Origin of the sequence: Streptomyces antimicrobicus (assembly GCF_020532625.1) — a bacterium.
In the GTDB taxonomy this organism is placed as follows: domain Bacteria; phylum Actinomycetota; class Actinomycetes; order Streptomycetales; family Streptomycetaceae; genus Streptomyces; species Streptomyces antimicrobicus.
In genome coordinates this window covers 31,936-48,948 of sequence record NZ_JAJAUY010000035.1, presented here as the reverse complement: position 1 = coordinate 48,948, position 17,013 = coordinate 31,936, and the positions used below count along the sequence as shown (strand labels likewise).

Below are 17,013 nucleotides of genomic sequence, written 5' to 3'. Positions count from 1 at the left end.
CAGGGCCGGTCGCGGACGATCCGGCGTCCCGCCCGCTCGTGGCCCGGCAGCACCTGGTGCGGCGCGCGGTCCGCCCGGGGCGGCAGGCCGGCGACCAGCGGGTTTTCCTCCGCGCACGATCATGGGAACGTTTGTTCTATTCTCGGCCGTAGAACCACCGAGGAGGGCACCATGCGCTGGGACAACCTGACCGACGGCCCCTCGGGGCCGGCCGCGCTGTTCGGGGCCGGGGCCGTGGTCACGCGTACCTTCGACACCCCGGAGTTCCGCGGCATCACCTTCCACGAGGTCCGGGCCCGGTCGATCGTCAACCGCGTGCCGGGGGCCTCGCGGATGCCGTTCGAATGGACGGTCAACCCCTACCGCGGCTGCACGCACGCCTGCGTCTACTGCTTCGCCCGCAAGACCCACAGCTACCTCGACCTCGACACCGGCCTGGGCTTCGACTCCCAGATCGTCGTCAAGACCAACGCCCCGGAGCTGCTGCGCACCGAGCTCGCCGCCCCGCGCTGGACCGGCGCGCACATCGCCATGGGCACCAACGTGGACTGCTACCAGCGCGCCGAGGGCCGCTACCGCCTCATGCCCGGGATCATCGAGGCGCTCACCGACCGCGCCAACCCGTTCTCGATCCTCACCAAGGGCACGCTGATCCTGCGCGACCTGGACCTGCTGCGCCGGGCCGCCGCGGTCACCGAGGTCGGGATCTCGGTCTCGGTCGGCTTCACCGACGCCGGACTGTGGCGCACGCTGGAGCCCGGCACCCCCTCCCCCGCCCGCCGGCTGGACGTCGTGCGCACCCTGACCGACGTCGGCATCGGCTGCGGGGTCCTGATGGCACCCGTCGTCCCCTTCCTCAGCGACTCCCCGGAGCAGCTGCGCGGCACCGTGCGGGCCATCGCGAAGTCGGGTGCCACGTCGGTGACCCCGCTGGTGCTGCACCTGCGCCCGGGCGCCCGGGAGTGGTTCATGGCCTGGCTCGCGGCGCACCACCCGCACCTGGTTGAGCGGTACGAGCGGATGTACGCGGGCGGGTCCTACGCGCCCACCTGGTACCAGCGCCGGATCACCCGTCAGGTCCACGAGCTGGCCGACGCGTACGGGATCGGGCCCGCCCGGCGCGGCGCCGCCCGCCGGATCACCCGGCCGCAGGAGGCGGGGGACGACGACGCCTCCGGTCCGACGCAGCTGACGCTGCTGTGACCGGCCGCTGAAACATCATCACATCGGGCCAAAAGGCGGCACAATCGGCGCCCTCCGGGCGAGCCTTCCGGGACGATTCGCCCAGAACCCTCGGCTGGGAGGCCCCTGTGAAGAAACGCGCCGCTGTCCTGCTCTCGATCGCCACCGTCGCCACCGCCCTGGCGAGCCCGCCCGCGCAGTCCGCCCCGGCCGCGGCACCGGACGGCGGCGGCGCCGCCGCGCTGCGCTGGACCAAGTGCGCGACGCCGCGCTACCCGACGCTGCAGTGCGCCTCCTTGAAGGTCCCGCTCGACCACGCGCAGCCGGCCGGCCGGACCATCACCCTCGCCCTGACCCGCGTCCCGCACACCGCCGCCAGGTCCCAGGGCCCGCTGCTGGTCAACCCCGGCGGCCCCGGCGGCAGCGGCCGCAACCTGGCCGGGTACGTGGCCGCCGCGCTGCCCAAGGCGGTGGCGGCGCAGTACGACGTCATCGGCTTCGACCCGCGCGGGGTCGGCAAGAGCGAGCCGGCACTCGACTGCGGCACCGCGCACTTCACCCCGGTGCGGCCGGACTCCGTCCCGCGCTCGGCCGCCGACGAGCGGGCCAACCTGGAGCGGGTCCGCACCTTCGCCCAGGCCTGCGCCACCCGGCACCCCGACCTGCTGCCGCACGTCGGCACGGTCTCGGCCGCCCGCGACATCGAGCTGATCCGCCAGGCCCTCGGCGCGGCGAAGATCAGCTACTTCGGCTACTCGTACGGTACGTACCTGGGCGCGGTCTACGCCAAGCTGCACCCGGCGCGGGTGCACCGCCTGGTGCTGGACTCGGTCGTGGACCCGAGCGGGGTCTGGTACGAGGACAACCTGGCCCAGGACGTGGCCTTCGACGCCCGGCACAAGGCGTTCCTGGCCTGGGTCGCCCGGCACGACGCCGCGTACGGCCTGGGCGACGACCCGGCCCAGGTCGAGTCCCGCTGGTACACCATGCGCGACGCCCTGCGGCAGACCCCGGCGGGCGGCAAGGTCGGCCCGGCCGAGCTGGAGGACACCTTCCTGCCCGGCGGCTACTACAACGGCTACTGGCCGAGCCTGGCCGAGGCCTTCGCCGCGTACGAGGTCAAGGGCGACGCCAAGCCGCTGGTCGCCGCGTACGAGCGGTTCGGGGCGGTCGAGCCCTCGGCCGGCAACAGCTACAGCGCCTACACCGCCGTGCAGTGCCGGGACTCGGCCTGGCCGAAGGACTGGAACACCTGGCGCGCGGACATGTGGCGCACCCACGCCAAGGCGCCGTTCATGACCTGGAACAACGCCTGGTACAACGCGCCGTGCGCGTTCTGGCCGACCGAGGCGCTGCAGGCCCCGGACGTGACCAACACCGAGCTGCCGCCGGCGCTGCTGCTGCAGGCGACGGACGACGCCGCGACCCCGTACGAGGGCGCGCTCAGCATGCGGGCGAAGCTGGCCGGGTCCGCGCTGGTGGTCGAGCAGGGCGGCGGCAACCACGGGATCGCGCTCAGCGGGAACAAGTGCCTGGACGAGAAGGTGGCCGCCTACCTGACCTCGGGCACGGCGACGGACGCGACCTGCGCGGCCCAGGCGGAGCCGAAGCCCACCACCGCCACCCGCGCGGTCCCGGCCACCGCGGGCGGCGCCGCCCTCCACGGCCTCCTCGGCCACCGCGGCTGACCACCCGCACCCCGACCCCGGCCCCCGGCTCCCGCCCCGGGGGCCGTCCCGGGCCGGGTCGCGTGCATGATCGGCACATGACCAGTGATCACATCATCCGCACGGCGGCACCGGAGGGCGTCCACCCCGGCACCGGCTACACCCATGTCGTCCTCGGCACCGGCACGTTCGTCGCGGTCTCCGGGCAGTGCGCCTTCGACGAGCAGGGCCGGATCGTGGGCGCCGGCGACCCCGAGGCGCAGGCGCGTCAGGTCTTCGAGAACCTGCGGCGCTGCCTCGCCGCGGCCGGCGCGACGTTCGAGGACGTCGTGAAGATGACGTACTACGTGACCGACGTGCGCCACATGGCCGCCCTGCGCACGGCCCGCGACGCCCACATCCCCGCCGACCGGCTGCCCGCCGCCTCGGCGGTGCAGGTCGCGGCGCTGGTCGACCCCGAGCTGCTGATGGAGGTGGAGGCCTTCGCCGTCATCCCGCCGGCGGCGCGCTGACCAAGGACTTCAGGGCCCGGGTCGCCGCGAGCGCCAGCCGCGGGTGCCCCTGGGCCCGGGTCAGGACCGCTCGGGCCCGTTCGTCGCCGAGGGCGCCCAGGCCCTCGACGCAGGCCAGGGCCACCTTGGTGTAGGGGTCGTGGGGGGCCAGCCGCCGGGTGAGGACGGCGACCAGCGCGGGCACGGCCTCCGGCACGCGCAGGGACACCAGCAGCCGCACGGGCTCCAGCGCGTAGGCCACCCGCAGTTCGTTGGTGGCCAGGGCCGCGGCGGCCCGCCCGGTGCGCGGGTCGCCGAGCGCGGCCAGCGCCCGGGCGGCGGCCGCGCAGCGCGGCGGGTCGCGGTGGTTCAGCAGCAGGACCAGCGGTTCGAAGGCGCGCGGGTCCCCGGCCAGTCCCAGCCGGTACGCCGCCAGTTCCCGCGCCCACAGGGGCCGCCCGGCGGCGGCCAGGGCCGCGGCGAGCCCGTCGGGCCCGGCCGCGAGCAGGGCCTCGTAGTCGGGTGAGCCCGCCGCCTCGGTCCGGAGCCGCTCCAGCACATCCACGCGGACACGATAGCGGCGCAACTCACATCTCCTGTGCTCTGGCCAAGGAGTTACCGACCGGTTAATCTCGCCCTACGAGCGCGGCCTGGTGACGCAGCCGCTCTCGGGTTCGATCGGTTCGGCACAGCTGCACGGCGTACGCCCCGGGACAGGGCGCGCCGGTTCCCCGCACGCATGCCCGTACGACCGCACGCCCCGCACCCTTCCGTACGCGCCCTACCCCGGCGCGTCAGCGGTGCACCGCGTGCCCGTGCTCCTCATCTCGTACCTGACGTATCTCCGTACGCCCTGGCGCGTACGCCGCCCCGGGCGCGCCGCACGGCCTGTGCAGCCGTGCGCCGGCCCCGGCTCCCCGCGCCCCGCGCGCGGCCCACGCCTTCAGTCGTCACCCTCATTCCACCGGAGTCCCGCGATGGACCGTCAGTCCACCCAGCCCACCCTCCAGACCATCGCCGTCGTCGGCCTCGGCACGATGGGCACCGGCATCGCCGAGGTCCTCACCCGCGCCGGCCGCGAGGTCATCGGCATCGACATCAGCGAGACCGCCACCCGCGCCTGCACGGCCGCGCTGGAGGCCTCCACCGCCCGCGCCCTGGCCAAGGAGCGGCTGACCGAGCAGGAGCGCGCCGACGTGCTGGCGCGCCTGCGCACCTTCACCGACCTCCAGGCCGCGGTCCACGCCGACCTGGTGATCGAGGTCGTGCCGGAGGACTACGCCCTCAAGAGCCAGGTGTTCGCCGCGCTCGACGCCATCGTGCGGCCGGAAACGATCCTGGCCACGGGGACCAACGCGCTGTCGGTGACCCGGCTCGCCGCCGAGTCGCGGCACCCGGAGCGGGTGCTCGGCCTGCACTTCTTCAACCCGGCGCCGGCCATGAAGCTGGTCGAGGTGGTCTCCTCGGTGCTGACCGCGCCGACCGCCGTCGAGGCGGTCACCGCCCTGGCCCGGGAGCTGGGCAAGGAGCCGGTCGCCGTCGGCGACCGCCCCGGCTTCGTCGCCGACGGGCTGCTGTTCGGCTACCTCAACCAGGCCGCCGCCATGTACGAGTCGAAGTACGCCTCCCGCGAGGACATCGACGCGGCCATGAAGCTCGGCTGCGGCCTGCCCATGGGCCCGCTCGCCCTGCTCGACCTGATCGGCGTGGACACCGCCCGGACCGTCCTGGAGGCCATGTACGCCGCCTCGGGCGACCGGCTGCACGCGCCGGCGCCGATCCTGGGCCACCTCGCGGAGGCGGGGCTGACCGGCCGCAAGGCGGGGCGCGGCTTCTACACGTACGAGGCCCCCGGCAGCGCGGCGGTGGTGCGTGACGCCCAGACCCCGCTGGACGACGCCCGCCTCGGGGCCGGCCGGCCGGTGAGCTCGGTCGGCGTGGCCGGCTCGGGCACCATGGCCGGCGGGATCGCGCAGGTCTTCGCGCAGGCCGGGTTCGACGTCGTCCTGGCCGCCCGCAGCCAGGAGAAGGCCGACGCGGCGAAGGCCGCGATCGGCTCGTCGCTGAACCGGGCCGTGGCCAAGGGCCGGCTGACCGAGGAGGCCGCGGCCGCGACGCTGGCCCGGATCACCCCGGCCGACTCGCTGGAGGCCTTCGCCGAGGTGGACCTGGCCGTGGAGGCGGTCGCGGAGGACCTGGCGGTCAAGCAGGAGCTGTTCCAGACCCTGGACAAGGTCTGCAAGCCGGGCGCGGTGCTGGCCACCACGACCAGCTCGCTGCCGGTCGTGGCGTGCGCGCGGGCCACCTCGCGCCCGCAGGACGTGATCGGCATGCACTTCTTCAACCCGGCGCCGGCCATGAAGCTGGTCGAGGTGGTCCGCACGGTCCTCACCGCCGACGACGTCCACGCCACGGTCCGCGAGGTCTGCGCCCGGATCCGCAAGCACCCGGTGGACTGCGGGGACCGGGCCGGCTTCATCGTGAACGCGCTGCTGTTCCCGTACCTGAACAACGCGATCAAGATGGTGGAGCAGCACTACGCCTCGCTGGACGACATCGACGCCGCGATGAAGCTGGGCGGCGGCTACCCGATGGGCCCGTTCGAGCTGCTGGACGTGGTCGGCCTCGATGTCTCGCTGGCCATCGAGAAGGTGCTCCACAAGGAGTTCCGCGACCCGGGCCTGGCCCCTTCCCCGCTGCTGGAGCACCTGGTGGCGGCGGGCTGCCTGGGCCGGAAGACCGGCCGCGGATTCCGTGAGTACGCCCGCCGCTGACGCGCGGGCCCACGAGCCGGATGCGTGGGGAGGGCTGCTCGGGTCCGCCGGACCCTCACGGCGGACATACCCTCCCGAGCCCAGTGCGGGCCCTCCCCCGCATCCGTCCCACCCCTCGGACCCGGCGAGCCCTCCGGCGCACGCCCGTGCGTCCATGCAGTACGTTCGCACTATGTCCCAGTCCGCCAAGACCCAGGCCCGCGCCGCCACGGCTCCCTCCGACGTCCCGGAGAGCTCCGCCGGCTCACGGGCGGCCGCCCAGCGGCTCAAGATGCGCCGCGAGCTCGCCTCGGCGGCGATGGAGCTGTTCGCGACCAAGGGGTACGAGGCGACGACGGTCGACGAGATCGCCGCGGCGGCCGGCGTCGCCCGGCGGACCTTCTTCCGCCACTTCCGCTCCAAGGAAGAGGCGATCTTCCCCGACCACGACGACACCCTGATCCGGGCCGAGGCCGTGCTGGACGCGGCCCCGGCGCACGAGCACCCGCTCGACACCGTGTGCCGCGGGATCAAGGAGGTCATGAAGATGTACGCCGCCTCCCCGGCGGTGTCCGTGGAGCGCTACCGGCTGACGCGCGAGGTGCCGACGCTGCGGGAGCGGGAGATCGCCTCGGTGGCCCGCTACGAGCGGCTGTTCACCCGCTACCTGCTGGCCCACTTCGACGAGCACGACCACCACGACGGCAACGACGACCCGCTGCTCGCCGAGGTGGCCGCGTCGGCGGTGGTCACGGCCCACAACCACGTGCTGCGGCGCTGGCTGCGGGCCGGCGGCCAGGGCGACGTGGAGGCCCAGCTGGACCACGCCTTCGCGATCGTGCGCAAGACCTTCGGCACCGGGATCGGGGCCGGCCGCCGCTCCCCGGAGGGCGCTACGCCGGACCCGGCGGCGCGGGCCGAGGCCCAGGTGCGGACCGAGGGCGAGGTGCTGGTGGCCGTCGCCCGGACCGACGCCCCGCTCGACGAGGTCATGCGGACGATCGAGGAGGCCCTGCGCCGGAAGTAGGGCGGCTCGGACGGCAAGGCTCGGACGGCAAGGCTCGGCGGAGGTGGCGCCGAGACGACAAGGCTCGGGAAGGAGCGCTCGCACGTAGCGCTCGTCACAGTGGCCGCTCCCGTTGTGGGGGCGGCCACTTTCGTTTGCCCGAGTTGCCCCTACTCCCGGGTAACTCTGATCGATCATCGCTCATCTGCGCAGGTCAATCGGCAAATGAGAGAAATTTTTGGCACGCAGTGCCTTGCCGAGTGACACGGGGTGCCATACGTTGAAGCCGTCCGGATGTCCCCGCGGTCCACGTCGGCACAGACGAGGGAACGCGCCCCGGACGCCTGCGTCACAGGCACCTCCCGCGCCCCACCACAGGCGTCGCCACCGCACCACGCACCGCCGAACCGACGGCACCCAGACCCTCAGCTCAGCACTTCACCCAGCGCACCCTCATTCAGCGCTCGCCGGAGGCATCACCGTGAAGCACATCCTCGACGCGATCCAGTCGCAGGCCGCCACCACCGAAGACTTCGCGGCCCTGCCGCTGCCCGACTCGTACCGCGCGGTCACCGTGCACAAGGACGAGACGGAGATGTTCGCCGGGCTCGCCACCCGCGACAAGGACCCGCGCAAGTCCCTGCACCTGGACCAGGTCCCGCTGCCCGAACTGGGCCCGGGCGAGGCGCTGGTGGCCGTGATGGCTTCCTCGGTCAACTACAACTCGGTGTGGACCTCGATCTTCGAGCCGCTGTCGACCTTCTCCTTCCTGGAGCGCTACGGCCGGCTGTCGGAGCTCACCAAGCGCCACGACCTGCCGTACCACATCATCGGCTCCGACCTGGCCGGCGTCGTCCTGCGCACCGGCCCCGGCGTCAACGCCTGGAAGCCCGGCGACGAGGTCGTCGCGCACTGCCTCTCGGTGGAGCTGGAGTCCTCCGACGGCCACAACGACACCATGCTCGACCCCGAGCAGCGCATCTGGGGCTTCGAGACCAACTTCGGCGGCCTGGCCGAGATCGCCCTGGTCAAGTCCAACCAGCTGATGCCCAAGCCGGGCCACCTCAGCTGGGAGGAGGCCGCCGCCCCCGGCCTGGTCAACTCCACCGCCTACCGCCAGCTGGTCTCCCGCAACGGCGCCGGCATGAAGCAGGGCGACAACGTCCTCATCTGGGGCGCCAGCGGCGGCCTCGGCTCCTACGCCACCCAGTTCGCCCTGGCCGGCGGCGCCAACCCGATCTGCGTCGTCTCCTCCCCCGAGAAGGCCGACATCTGCCGCTCGATGGGCGCCGAGGCCGTGATCGACCGCAACGCCGAGGGCTACAAGTTCTGGAAGGACGAGCAGACCCAGGACCCGCGGGAGTGGAAGCGCTTCGGCTCCAAGATCCGCGAGCTGACCGGCGGCGAGGACATCGACATCGTCTTCGAGCACCCCGGCCGGGAGACCTTCGGCGCCTCGGTCTACGTCACCCGCAAGGGCGGCACCATCACCACCTGCGCCTCGACCTCCGGCTACATGCACGAGTACGACAACCGCTACCTGTGGATGTCCCTCAAGCGGATCATCGGCTCGCACTTCGCGAACTACCGCGAGGCCTGGGAGGCCAACCGCCTCATCGCCAAGGGCAAGATCCACCCCACCCTCTCCAAGGTCTACTCCCTGGAGGAGACCGGCCAGGCCGCCTACGACGTCCACCGCAACCTCCACCAGGGCAAGGTCGGCGTCCTGTGCCTGGCCCCCGAGGAGGGCCTGGGCGTCCGCGACCCCGAGATGCGCGCCCAGCACCTCGACGCCATCAACCGCTTCCGCAACATCTGAGTCCGCTCCAAAGGCCATAAGGACCGCCTGAGATGACAGAGCGCCAGAAGGACCGTCCGTGGCTCATGCGGACGTACGCCGGCCACTCCACGGCCGAGGCGTCCAACGAGCTGTACCGCCGCAACCTCGCCAAGGGCCAGACCGGCCTGTCGGTCGCGTTCGACCTGCCGACGCAGACCGGCTACGACCCCGACCACATCCTCGCCCGCGGCGAGGTGGGCCGGGTCGGGGTCCCGGTCTCCCACCTGGGCGACATGCGGAGGCTGTTCCAGGACATCCCCCTGGAGCAGATGAACACCTCGATGACGATCAACGCCACCGCCATGTGGCTGCTGGCGCTCTACCAGGTGGCCGCCGAGGAGCAGGGCGCGGACATCTCCAAGCTCCAGGGCACGACGCAGAACGACATCGTCAAGGAGTACCTCTCCCGCGGGACGCACGTCTTCCCGCCCGGGCCGAGCCTGCGCCTGACGACGGACATGATCGCGTACACGGTCAACAACATCCCCAAGTGGAACCCGATCAACATCTGCTCGTACCACCTCCAGGAGGCGGGGGCGACCCCCGTCCAGGAGATCTCGTACGCGATGTCGACGGCGATCGCCGTGCTGGACTCGGTCCGCGACTCCGGTCAGGTCCCCGAGGAGCGGTTCGGCGAGGTCGTCGCCCGGATCTCCTTCTTCGTGAACGCGGGAGTCCGCTTCATCGAGGAGATGTGCAAGATGCGTGCCTTCGGCCGCATCTGGGACCGGATCACCCACGAGCGCTACGGCATCGAGGACCCCAAGCAGCGCCGGTTCCGCTACGGCGTGCAGGTCAACTCCCTCGGCCTGACCGAGGCGCAGCCGGAGAACAACGTCCAGCGCATCGTGCTGGAGATGCTGGCCGTCACCCTCTCCAAGGACGCCCGCGCCCGCGCCGTCCAGCTGCCCGCCTGGAACGAGGCGCTGGGCCTGCCCCGCCCCTGGGACCAGCAGTGGAGCCTGCGCATCCAGCAGGTCCTGGCCCACGAGAGCGACCTGCTGGAGTACGACGACATCTTCACCGGCTCGCACGTGATCGAGGCCAAGGTGGACGCCCTGGTGGCGGAGTGCCTGGCGGAGATCGAGCGGATCCAGGAGATGGGCGGCGCGATGGCGGCCGTCGAGTCCGGCTACCTGAAGTCCCGGCTGGTCGCCTCGCACGCCGAGCGGCGGGCGCGGATCGAGGCCGGCGAGGACAAGATCGTGGGCGTGAACTGCTTCCAGCAGACCGAGCCCAACCCGCTCACCGCCGACCTGGACACCGCGATCATGACGGTGGACGGCGCGGTGGAGGCCACCATCGTGGAGCGGATCGCCCGCTGGCGGGCCGAGCGCCAGGAGTCGAGCGACCGGCAGGGCGAGGGCGACCCGTTCGTCTTCCCCACCGTCCAGCAGGCCCTGGACCGGCTGAAGGAGGCCGCGGCCGGCACGGAGAACCTGATGGAGGCCACCTTGGAGTGCGCCCGCGCCGGTGTCACCACCGGCGAATGGGCGAGCGCCCTGCGCGAGGTCTTCGGCGAGTTCCGGGCCCCGACCGGGGTCTCCTCGGCCCCGGTGGCGGTCGCCGCCGAGCCCGGGACCCCGCTGGCCGAGGTCCGTGCGAAGGTCACCCGGACCGCGCAGGAGCTGGGCACCGGCCGGCTGCGGCTGCTGGTGGGCAAGCCCGGTCTGGACGGGCACTCCAACGGCGCCGAGCAGATCGCCGTACGGGCCCGCGACGCCGGGTTCGAGGTGGTCTACCAGGGCATCCGGCTGACCCCGGAGCAGATCGCGTCCGCGGCCCTGGCCGAGGACGTGCACTGCGTGGGACTGTCCATCCTGTCCGGTTCGCACAGCGCGCTCGTGCCGGACGTGCTCGAACGCCTGCGCACGGCGGGGGCGGGTGACCTGCCCGTCATCGTCGGCGGCATCATTCCGAATGCCGACGCCGAGGAACTCAAGGCCGCCGGTGTGGCCGCCGTCTTCACCCCGAAGGACTTCGGTATCACGGAGATCATCGGCCGTATCGTCGACGAGATCCGCAAAGCGAACAAGCTCAGCCCCCTCATCAGCACGGAGGTCCCCGCATGACCACCCCCGCCAGCCCCGTGAACCGCCTGCGGCCGCGCCGCTCCTGCCTCGCGGTCCCGGGTTCGAACCCGCGCTTCCTGGAGAAGGCGCAGGGGCTGCCCGCCGACCAGGTCTTCCTGGACCTGGAGGACGCCTGCGCCCCGCTGGCCAAGCCCGAGGCCCGGCACACCATCGTGAAGTTCCTCAACGAGGGCGACTGGACCGGCAAGACCCGGGTCGTGCGGGTGAACGACTGGACCACCCACTGGACCTACCGGGACGTGGTCACCGTGGTCGAGGGCGCGGGCCAGAACCTGGACTGCATCATGCTGCCGAAGGTGCAGAACGCCGAGCAGGTCGTGGCGCTGGACCTGCTGCTGACGCAGATCGAGAAGACCATGGGCTTCGAGGTCGGCAAGATCGGCATCGAGGCGCAGATCGAGAACGCCCAGGGCCTGAACAACGTCAACGCGATCGCCCAGGCCTCGCCGCGCCTGGAGACGATCATCTTCGGCCCGGCCGACTTCATGGCCTCGATCAACATGAAGTCGCTGGTCGTCGGCGAGCAGCCGCCCGGCTACCCGGCGGATGCCTACCACTACATCCTCATGAAGATCCTCATGGCGGCCCGGGCCAACGACCTGCAGGCGATCGACGGCCCCTACCTGCAGATCAAGAACGTCGACGGCTACCGCGAGGTCGCCGGCCGCGCCGCGGCGCTGGGCTTCGACGGCAAGTGGGTGCTGCACCCGGGCCAGGTCGAGGCGGCGAACGAGGTCTTCTCGCCCTCCCAGGCGGACTACGACCACGCGGAGCTGATCCTGGACGCGTACGAGTGGTGCACGTCCGAGGCGGGCGGCAAGAAGGGCTCGGCGATGCTCGGCGACGAGATGATCGACGAGGCCAGCCGCAAGATGGCCCTGGTCATCGCGGGCAAGGGCCGGGCCGCCGGCATGCGCCGCACGTCGAAGTTCGAGATCCCCGGCAACTAGAAGGGCCCTGATCCCATGCAGTTCGGACGCACGTACGAGGAGTTCGAGGTCGGGGCGGTCTACAAGCACTGGCCCGGGAAGACGGTCACGGAGTACGACGACCACCTCTTCTGCCTCCTCACCATGAACCACCACCCGCTCCACATGGACACGAACTACGCCGAGAAGACGACGGACTTCGGCAAGAACGTGGTCGTGGGCAACTACATCTACTCGCTGCTGCTCGGCATGTCCGTGCCGGACGTCTCGGGCAAGGCCATCGCCAACCTGGAGATCGAGTCGCTGCGGCACGTGGCACCGACCTTCCACGGCGACACGATCTACGGCGAGACCACGGTCCTGGACAAGACCCCGTCGAAGTCCAAGAGCGACCGCGGCATCGTGTACGTGGAGACCAAGGGCTACAAGCAGGACGGCACCCTCGTCTGCGTCTTCCGGCGCAAGGTGATGGTCCCGACCGAGACGTACATCAAGGAGCGCGGCGGCGAGCAGCCCGGCCGGCCCGAGCTGAAGGAACAGGGGAAGTAGCCATGGCACGACTCGCCCAGACCGCCGGGCTGACCGACGTCCAGCAGGAGATCCTCAAGACCGTCCGCGAGTTCGTGGACAAGGAGATCATCCCGGTCGCGACCGAGCTGGAGCACCGCGACGAGTACCCCCAGGCGATCGTGGACGGGCTCAAGGAGCTCGGCCTGTTCGGTCTGATGATCCCCGAGGAGTACGGCGGTCTCGGTGAGTCGCTGCTCACCTACGCCCTGTGCGTGGAGGAGATAGCCCGCGGCTGGATGTCCGTCTCGGGCATCATCAACACGCACTTCATCGTGGCGTACATGCTCAAGCAGCACGGCACCCAGGAGCAGAAGGACCACTTCCTGCCGCGCATGGCGCTGGGCGAGGTCCGCGGCGCCTTCTCGATGTCGGAGCCGGCCCTCGGCTCCGACGTGTCGGCGATCACGTCGAAGGCGGTCAAGGACGGCGACGAGTACGTCCTGAACGGTCAGAAGATGTGGCTGACGAACGGCGGCTCGTCCACGCTGGTCGCCGTCCTGGTCCGAAGTGACGAAGGACACCCCGAGGGCACCGCCCCCCACAAGTCGATGACGACCTTCCTGGTCGAGAAGGAGCCCGGCTTCGGAGAGGTCCGCCCCGGCCTCACCATCCCGGGCAAGATCGACAAGATGGGCTACAAGGGGGTCGACACCACCGAGCTGATCATGGACGGACTGCGCATTCCGGCCAATCGTGTGCTCGGAGGGGTCACCGGCCGAGGGTTTTACCAAATGATGGACGGCGTCGAGGTCGGCCGCGTCAACGTGGCGGCCCGTGGCTGCGGCGTCGCGCAGCGTGCGTTCGAACTGGGTGTCTCCTATGCCCAGCAACGTCACACTTTCGGCAAGCCGATCGCTCAGCACCAGGCCATCCAGTTCAAGCTGGCCGAGATGGCTACCAAGGTCGAGGCGGCTCATGCCATGATGGTCAACGCAGCACGCAAAAAGGACTCAGGGGAACGAAACGACCTCGAAGCAGGGATGGCGAAGTACCTCGCCTCCGAGTACTGCAAGGAGGTGGTGGAGGACGCCTTCCGCATCCACGGCGGGTACGGGTTCTCGAAGGAGTACGAGATCGAGCGGCTCTACCGCGAGGCGCCGATGCTGCTGATCGGTGAAGGTACCGCCGAGATCCAGAAAATGATCATTGGGCGACGGCTGCTCGAGGAGTACCGGATCCAGGGCTGAAAGTCCTTTTCGTACCACCTTGTCCGCGAAAAGGGTCACATCCAGTCACGAGGTTCCGGCCATCGACTCGGCTTCTGGCTTGCCCAGTTGTTGCGCGCAACCGATAGCATTCCAGTAAAGCCGCCGTCCCGTCCCCCTGTTTGCGGCGCGGCAATCACCCGCTACGAAGGTCATCCATGCCCCACAGCCAAACCTCTGCACCTCGCGGCAGCGTCCGCCTCGCGCGCGGAGCATCGCCGTGGCTTCTGCCGACCGTCGCCACCGCGGCGCTCAGCCTCGCCCGGGCCCGCAAGTCCGGACGCTGGGCCGCGGCGGCCGTGCCCGCCACCGCTCTGGCGGCGGGCATGCTGTGGTTCTTCCGCGACCCCGAGCGCGAGATCGCTCAGGGCCGGGTCATCTCGCCCGCCGACGGTGTGGTGCAGAGCATCATGCCGTGGAAGGACGGCCGGACCCGGGTCGCGATCTTCATGAGCCCGCTGAACGTCCACGTCAACCGCGCGCCCCTGGCGGGCACGGTGACGTCCGTGGAGCACGTCCCCGGCGGCTTCGTGCCGGCGTTCAACAAGGAGAGCGAGAACAACGAGCGCGTTGTCTGGCACTTCGACACCGAGCTCGGCGACATCGAGATGGTGCAGATCGCCGGCGCGGTCGCCCGTCGCATCGTCCCCTACGTGCCGGCCGGCACGAAGGTCGAGCAGGGCGAGCGCATCGGCCTGATCCGGTTCGGCTCGCGCGTCGACATCTACCTCCCGGAGGGTGTCGAGGTCGCGGTCGAAGTCGGTCAGGCCACCACCGCGGGGGTGACTCGAATTGACCGTGACTGATCCCGAATCACGCACCGACTGGGTTCCCCAGGCCGCGGAGGAGGAGGCCGACGGCGAGGAGATGCCCCTCTCGCTGCGGCTGTCGATAGCGGACACCCTCACCCTCGGCAACGCCACGTGCGGATTCATGGCGGTGTACTTCACCACCACCGGAATCCTCATCCCGCACCTCACCGGCAGTGACGAGACGGGCATGGCGCGCCACAGCGCCGCGACCGCCGTCATACTGATGCTCCTCGCCGCGGTCTTCGACCTCTGCGACGGGCTGGTGGCGCGCAAGCTGCGCAGCTCCCCGATGGGTGCCGAGCTGGACAACCTGTCGGACCTGATCAGCTTCGGTCTGGCGCCCGCCTACTTCGTGCTCGTCTACGGCATGGTCGCCGACGACGCGCACCAGCGGGTGTCGGCGCTCGCTGCGATCGTGGTGCTGCTCGCGGTGGTCCTGCGCCTCGCGAGATTCAGCTGCGTGACCATGAAGGACGGCATGTTCCAGGGCATGCCGAGCCCCTTCGGCGCGCTGACGGTGGTCTCCATCGTGCTGCTGGAGCTGCCGTTCGTCCCGACCCTGCTGGCGATCGTCGGCGTGGCCTGGCTGATGGTGAGCCGGGTCGAGTACCCCAAGCCGCGCGGTGTCCTCGCGGTGGCGATGCTCAGCTGGATCGTGGGCGCCATGGGCCTGCTGGCGGCCTGGGCCTTCGACGCCCCCGGCGGTCAGCTGCTGCTCCAGACCGGCTGCGCCCTGCAGATCGTGCTGGCGGCGACCATTCCGCTGTTCGCCACCACCCGGCGGGTCAACACCTTCCGCCACAACCGCCGCGAGGCCCGGGCCAGCCAGGTCCACTAGCCCGCCGCACCGTGCGTACGCAGGCCCCGGCCGCCCCTACGGCGACCGGGGCCCGCGGCGTTTCCGGCCTCGTCTTGATGTCGGAAAACCGCCAGCCCCGACCCTCCGCACCCCGGATGCTGGAGCCATGCACACCGACACCGAGCGCTGCGTACGGGCGGTCCAGTCCAAGGACGCCCGGTTCGACGGCTGGTTCTTCACCGCCGTCCGGACCACCGGGATCTACTGCCGCCCGAGCTGCCCGGCCGTTCCGCCCAAGGTCGAGAACATGACCTTCCTGCCCAGTGCCGCCGCCTGCCAGCAGGCCGGCTACCGGGCCTGCAAGCGGTGCCGCCCCGACACCAGCCCCGGCTCCCCGGAGTGGAACGCCCGGGCCGACGCCGTGGCCCGGGCCATGCGGCTGATCCGGGACGGCGTGGTCGACCGGGAAGGCGTCCCGGGTCTGGCCGCGCGCCTGGGCTACTCCACCCGGCAGGTGGAGCGGCAGCTGCGCGCCGAGCTCGGCGCGGGTCCCCTCGCGCTGGCCCGGGCGCAGCGCGCGCAGACCGCGCGGCTGCTGATCGAGACCTCCGAGCTGCCGATGGCCGACGTGGCGTTCGCGGCGGGCTTCTCCTCGATCCGCACCTTCAACGACACCGTCCGGGAGGTCTTCGCCCTCTCCCCCAGCGAGCTGCGCTCCCGCAGCCGCTGCGGCCGGCGGGCCGGGGAGCCCCGGCTGCCGGGCGTGCTGTCCCTGCGACTGCCGTTCCGGGCCCCGCTCAACCCCGAGAACCTGTTCGGCCACCTCGCCGCGACCGCCGTCCCCGGCGTCGAGGAGTGGCGGGCCGGCGCCTACCGGCGCACCCTGCGGCTGCCCTACGGCACCGGCGTGGTGGCGCTGACCCCGCAGCCGGACCACATCGGCTGCCAGCTGGCCCTGACGGACCTGCGGGACCTGACCCTCGCGATCAGCCGCTGCCGCTGGATGCTGGACCTGGACGCCGACCCCGAGGCCGTCGACGAGCAGCTGCGCCGCGATCCGCTGCTCGCGCCCGTCGTGGACAAGGCGCCCGGGCGCCGGGTGCCGCGGACCGTCGACGCCGCCGAGTTCGCCGTACGGGCGGTCCTCGGGCAGCAGGTCTCCACGGCGGCGGCCCGGACGCACGCCGGCCGGCTGGTTGCCGCGCACGGGGAGCCTGTCGCCGACCCGGACCCGGACGGCGGGCTGACCCACCTGTTTCCGTCCGCCGAGGCCCTGGCCGGCCTCGACCCGGAGGCGCTGGCGCTGCCGCGCACCCGCCGGACCACGCTGACCACCCTGGTGGGCGCCCTGGCCGACGGCTCGCTGCCGCTCGGCATCGACAGCGACTGGGAGGCGTCCCGGGCCCGGCTGGCCGCGCTGCCCGGGTTCGGGCCGTGGACGGTCGAGGTGATCGCGATGCGGGCGCTCGGCGACCCGGACGCGTTCCTGCCGTCGGACCTCGGGGTCCGGCGGGCCGCGCGGGGTCTCGGGCTGCCCGCCACCCCGGCCGCGCTGACCGCCCACGCGGCGGCCTGGCGGCCCTGGCGGGCGTACGCCGTGCAGTACCTGTGGGCGACCGACTCCCACCCCATCAACCACCTGCCCGCTTGACGACGTGAGGACAGC

General features: G+C 71.6%; 14 protein-coding genes. 13 read left to right on the top strand and 1 reads right to left on the bottom strand.

The genetic code is table 11. The annotated features are described in order from the left end of the window. Positions 1-171: 171 nt before the first annotated feature. The 3 genes from LG632_RS12165 to LG632_RS12155 all read left to right on the top strand — a co-directional run bounded on the left by LG632_RS12165 (position 172) and on the right by LG632_RS12155 (position 3,361). Positions 172-1,203, top strand: a complete 1,032-nt coding sequence (locus LG632_RS12165) for an Rv2578c family radical SAM protein (protein ID WP_226727015.1) — start codon at positions 172-174, stop codon at positions 1,201-1,203. Between the two features lie 107 nt (positions 1,204-1,310). Next, positions 1,311-2,870, top strand: a complete 1,560-nt coding sequence (locus LG632_RS12160) for an alpha/beta hydrolase (protein ID WP_226727014.1) — start codon at positions 1,311-1,313, stop codon at positions 2,868-2,870. 77 nt (positions 2,871-2,947) lie between these two features. Beyond that, the gene (locus LG632_RS12155) at positions 2,948-3,361 is read left to right on the top strand and encodes a RidA family protein (RefSeq protein WP_226727013.1); all 414 of its coding nucleotides are present in this window, start codon (positions 2,948-2,950) and stop codon (positions 3,359-3,361) included. Here the strand turns inward: LG632_RS12155 and LG632_RS12150 are convergent. Continuing rightward, the gene (locus tag LG632_RS12150; RefSeq protein WP_226727012.1) at positions 3,339-3,905 is read right to left on the bottom strand and encodes a HEAT repeat domain-containing protein; all 567 of its coding nucleotides are present in this window, start codon (positions 3,903-3,905) and stop codon (positions 3,339-3,341) included. The genes LG632_RS12155 and LG632_RS12150 overlap by 23 nt on opposite strands. A 412-nt stretch (positions 3,906-4,317) precedes the next feature. Here LG632_RS12150 and LG632_RS12145 point away from each other — a divergent pair, with 412 nt between their 5' ends. From LG632_RS12145 to LG632_RS12100, 10 genes are all read left to right on the top strand, one after another. Continuing rightward, entirely contained in the window at positions 4,318-6,114 is a 1,797-nt protein-coding gene (locus LG632_RS12145) for a 3-hydroxyacyl-CoA dehydrogenase family protein (RefSeq protein ID WP_226727011.1), read from the top strand. 172 nt (positions 6,115-6,286) lie between these two features. After that, positions 6,287-7,120: a TetR family transcriptional regulator gene (locus LG632_RS12140; RefSeq protein WP_226727010.1), complete on the top strand. Its 834-nt coding sequence runs from the start codon at positions 6,287-6,289 to the stop codon at positions 7,118-7,120. Between the two features lie 460 nt (positions 7,121-7,580). Continuing rightward, positions 7,581-8,918: a crotonyl-CoA carboxylase/reductase gene (ccrA, locus tag LG632_RS12135; protein WP_226727009.1), complete on the top strand. Its 1,338-nt coding sequence runs from the start codon at positions 7,581-7,583 to the stop codon at positions 8,916-8,918. A gap of 32 nt (positions 8,919-8,950) precedes the next feature. Next, on the top strand, positions 8,951-11,011 hold the full coding sequence (locus LG632_RS12130) for an ethylmalonyl-CoA mutase (protein WP_226727008.1): 2,061 nt from the start codon (positions 8,951-8,953) through the stop codon (positions 11,009-11,011). After that, on the top strand, positions 11,008-11,982 hold the full coding sequence (locus LG632_RS12125) for an HpcH/HpaI aldolase/citrate lyase family protein (protein ID WP_226727007.1): 975 nt from the start codon (positions 11,008-11,010) through the stop codon (positions 11,980-11,982). Before LG632_RS12130 ends, LG632_RS12125 begins: the two co-directional genes overlap by 4 nt. A 15-nt stretch (positions 11,983-11,997) precedes the next feature. Continuing rightward, complete coding sequence (locus LG632_RS12120) at positions 11,998-12,510, top strand: MaoC family dehydratase (RefSeq protein ID WP_226727006.1); 513 nt, start codon at positions 11,998-12,000, stop codon at positions 12,508-12,510. Positions 12,511-12,512: 2 nt separating this feature from the next. Then, a complete protein-coding gene (locus LG632_RS12115) occupies positions 12,513-13,718 on the top strand; it encodes an acyl-CoA dehydrogenase family protein (protein WP_226727005.1) in 1,206 nt (401 codons plus the stop codon). A 176-nt stretch (positions 13,719-13,894) separates the two neighbouring features. Further along, on the top strand, positions 13,895-14,542 hold the full coding sequence (locus LG632_RS12110; protein WP_226727004.1) for a phosphatidylserine decarboxylase: 648 nt from the start codon (positions 13,895-13,897) through the stop codon (positions 14,540-14,542). A 61-nt stretch (positions 14,543-14,603) separates the two neighbouring features. Continuing rightward, positions 14,604-15,386, top strand: coding sequence for a CDP-diacylglycerol--serine O-phosphatidyltransferase (gene pssA / locus LG632_RS12105; RefSeq protein WP_226727017.1), 783 nt, complete (start codon positions 14,604-14,606; stop codon positions 15,384-15,386). A 127-nt stretch (positions 15,387-15,513) separates the two neighbouring features. After that, positions 15,514-16,998: an AlkA N-terminal domain-containing protein gene (locus LG632_RS12100; protein WP_226727003.1), complete on the top strand. Its 1,485-nt coding sequence runs from the start codon at positions 15,514-15,516 to the stop codon at positions 16,996-16,998. Positions 16,999-17,013: the final 15 nt, after the last annotated feature.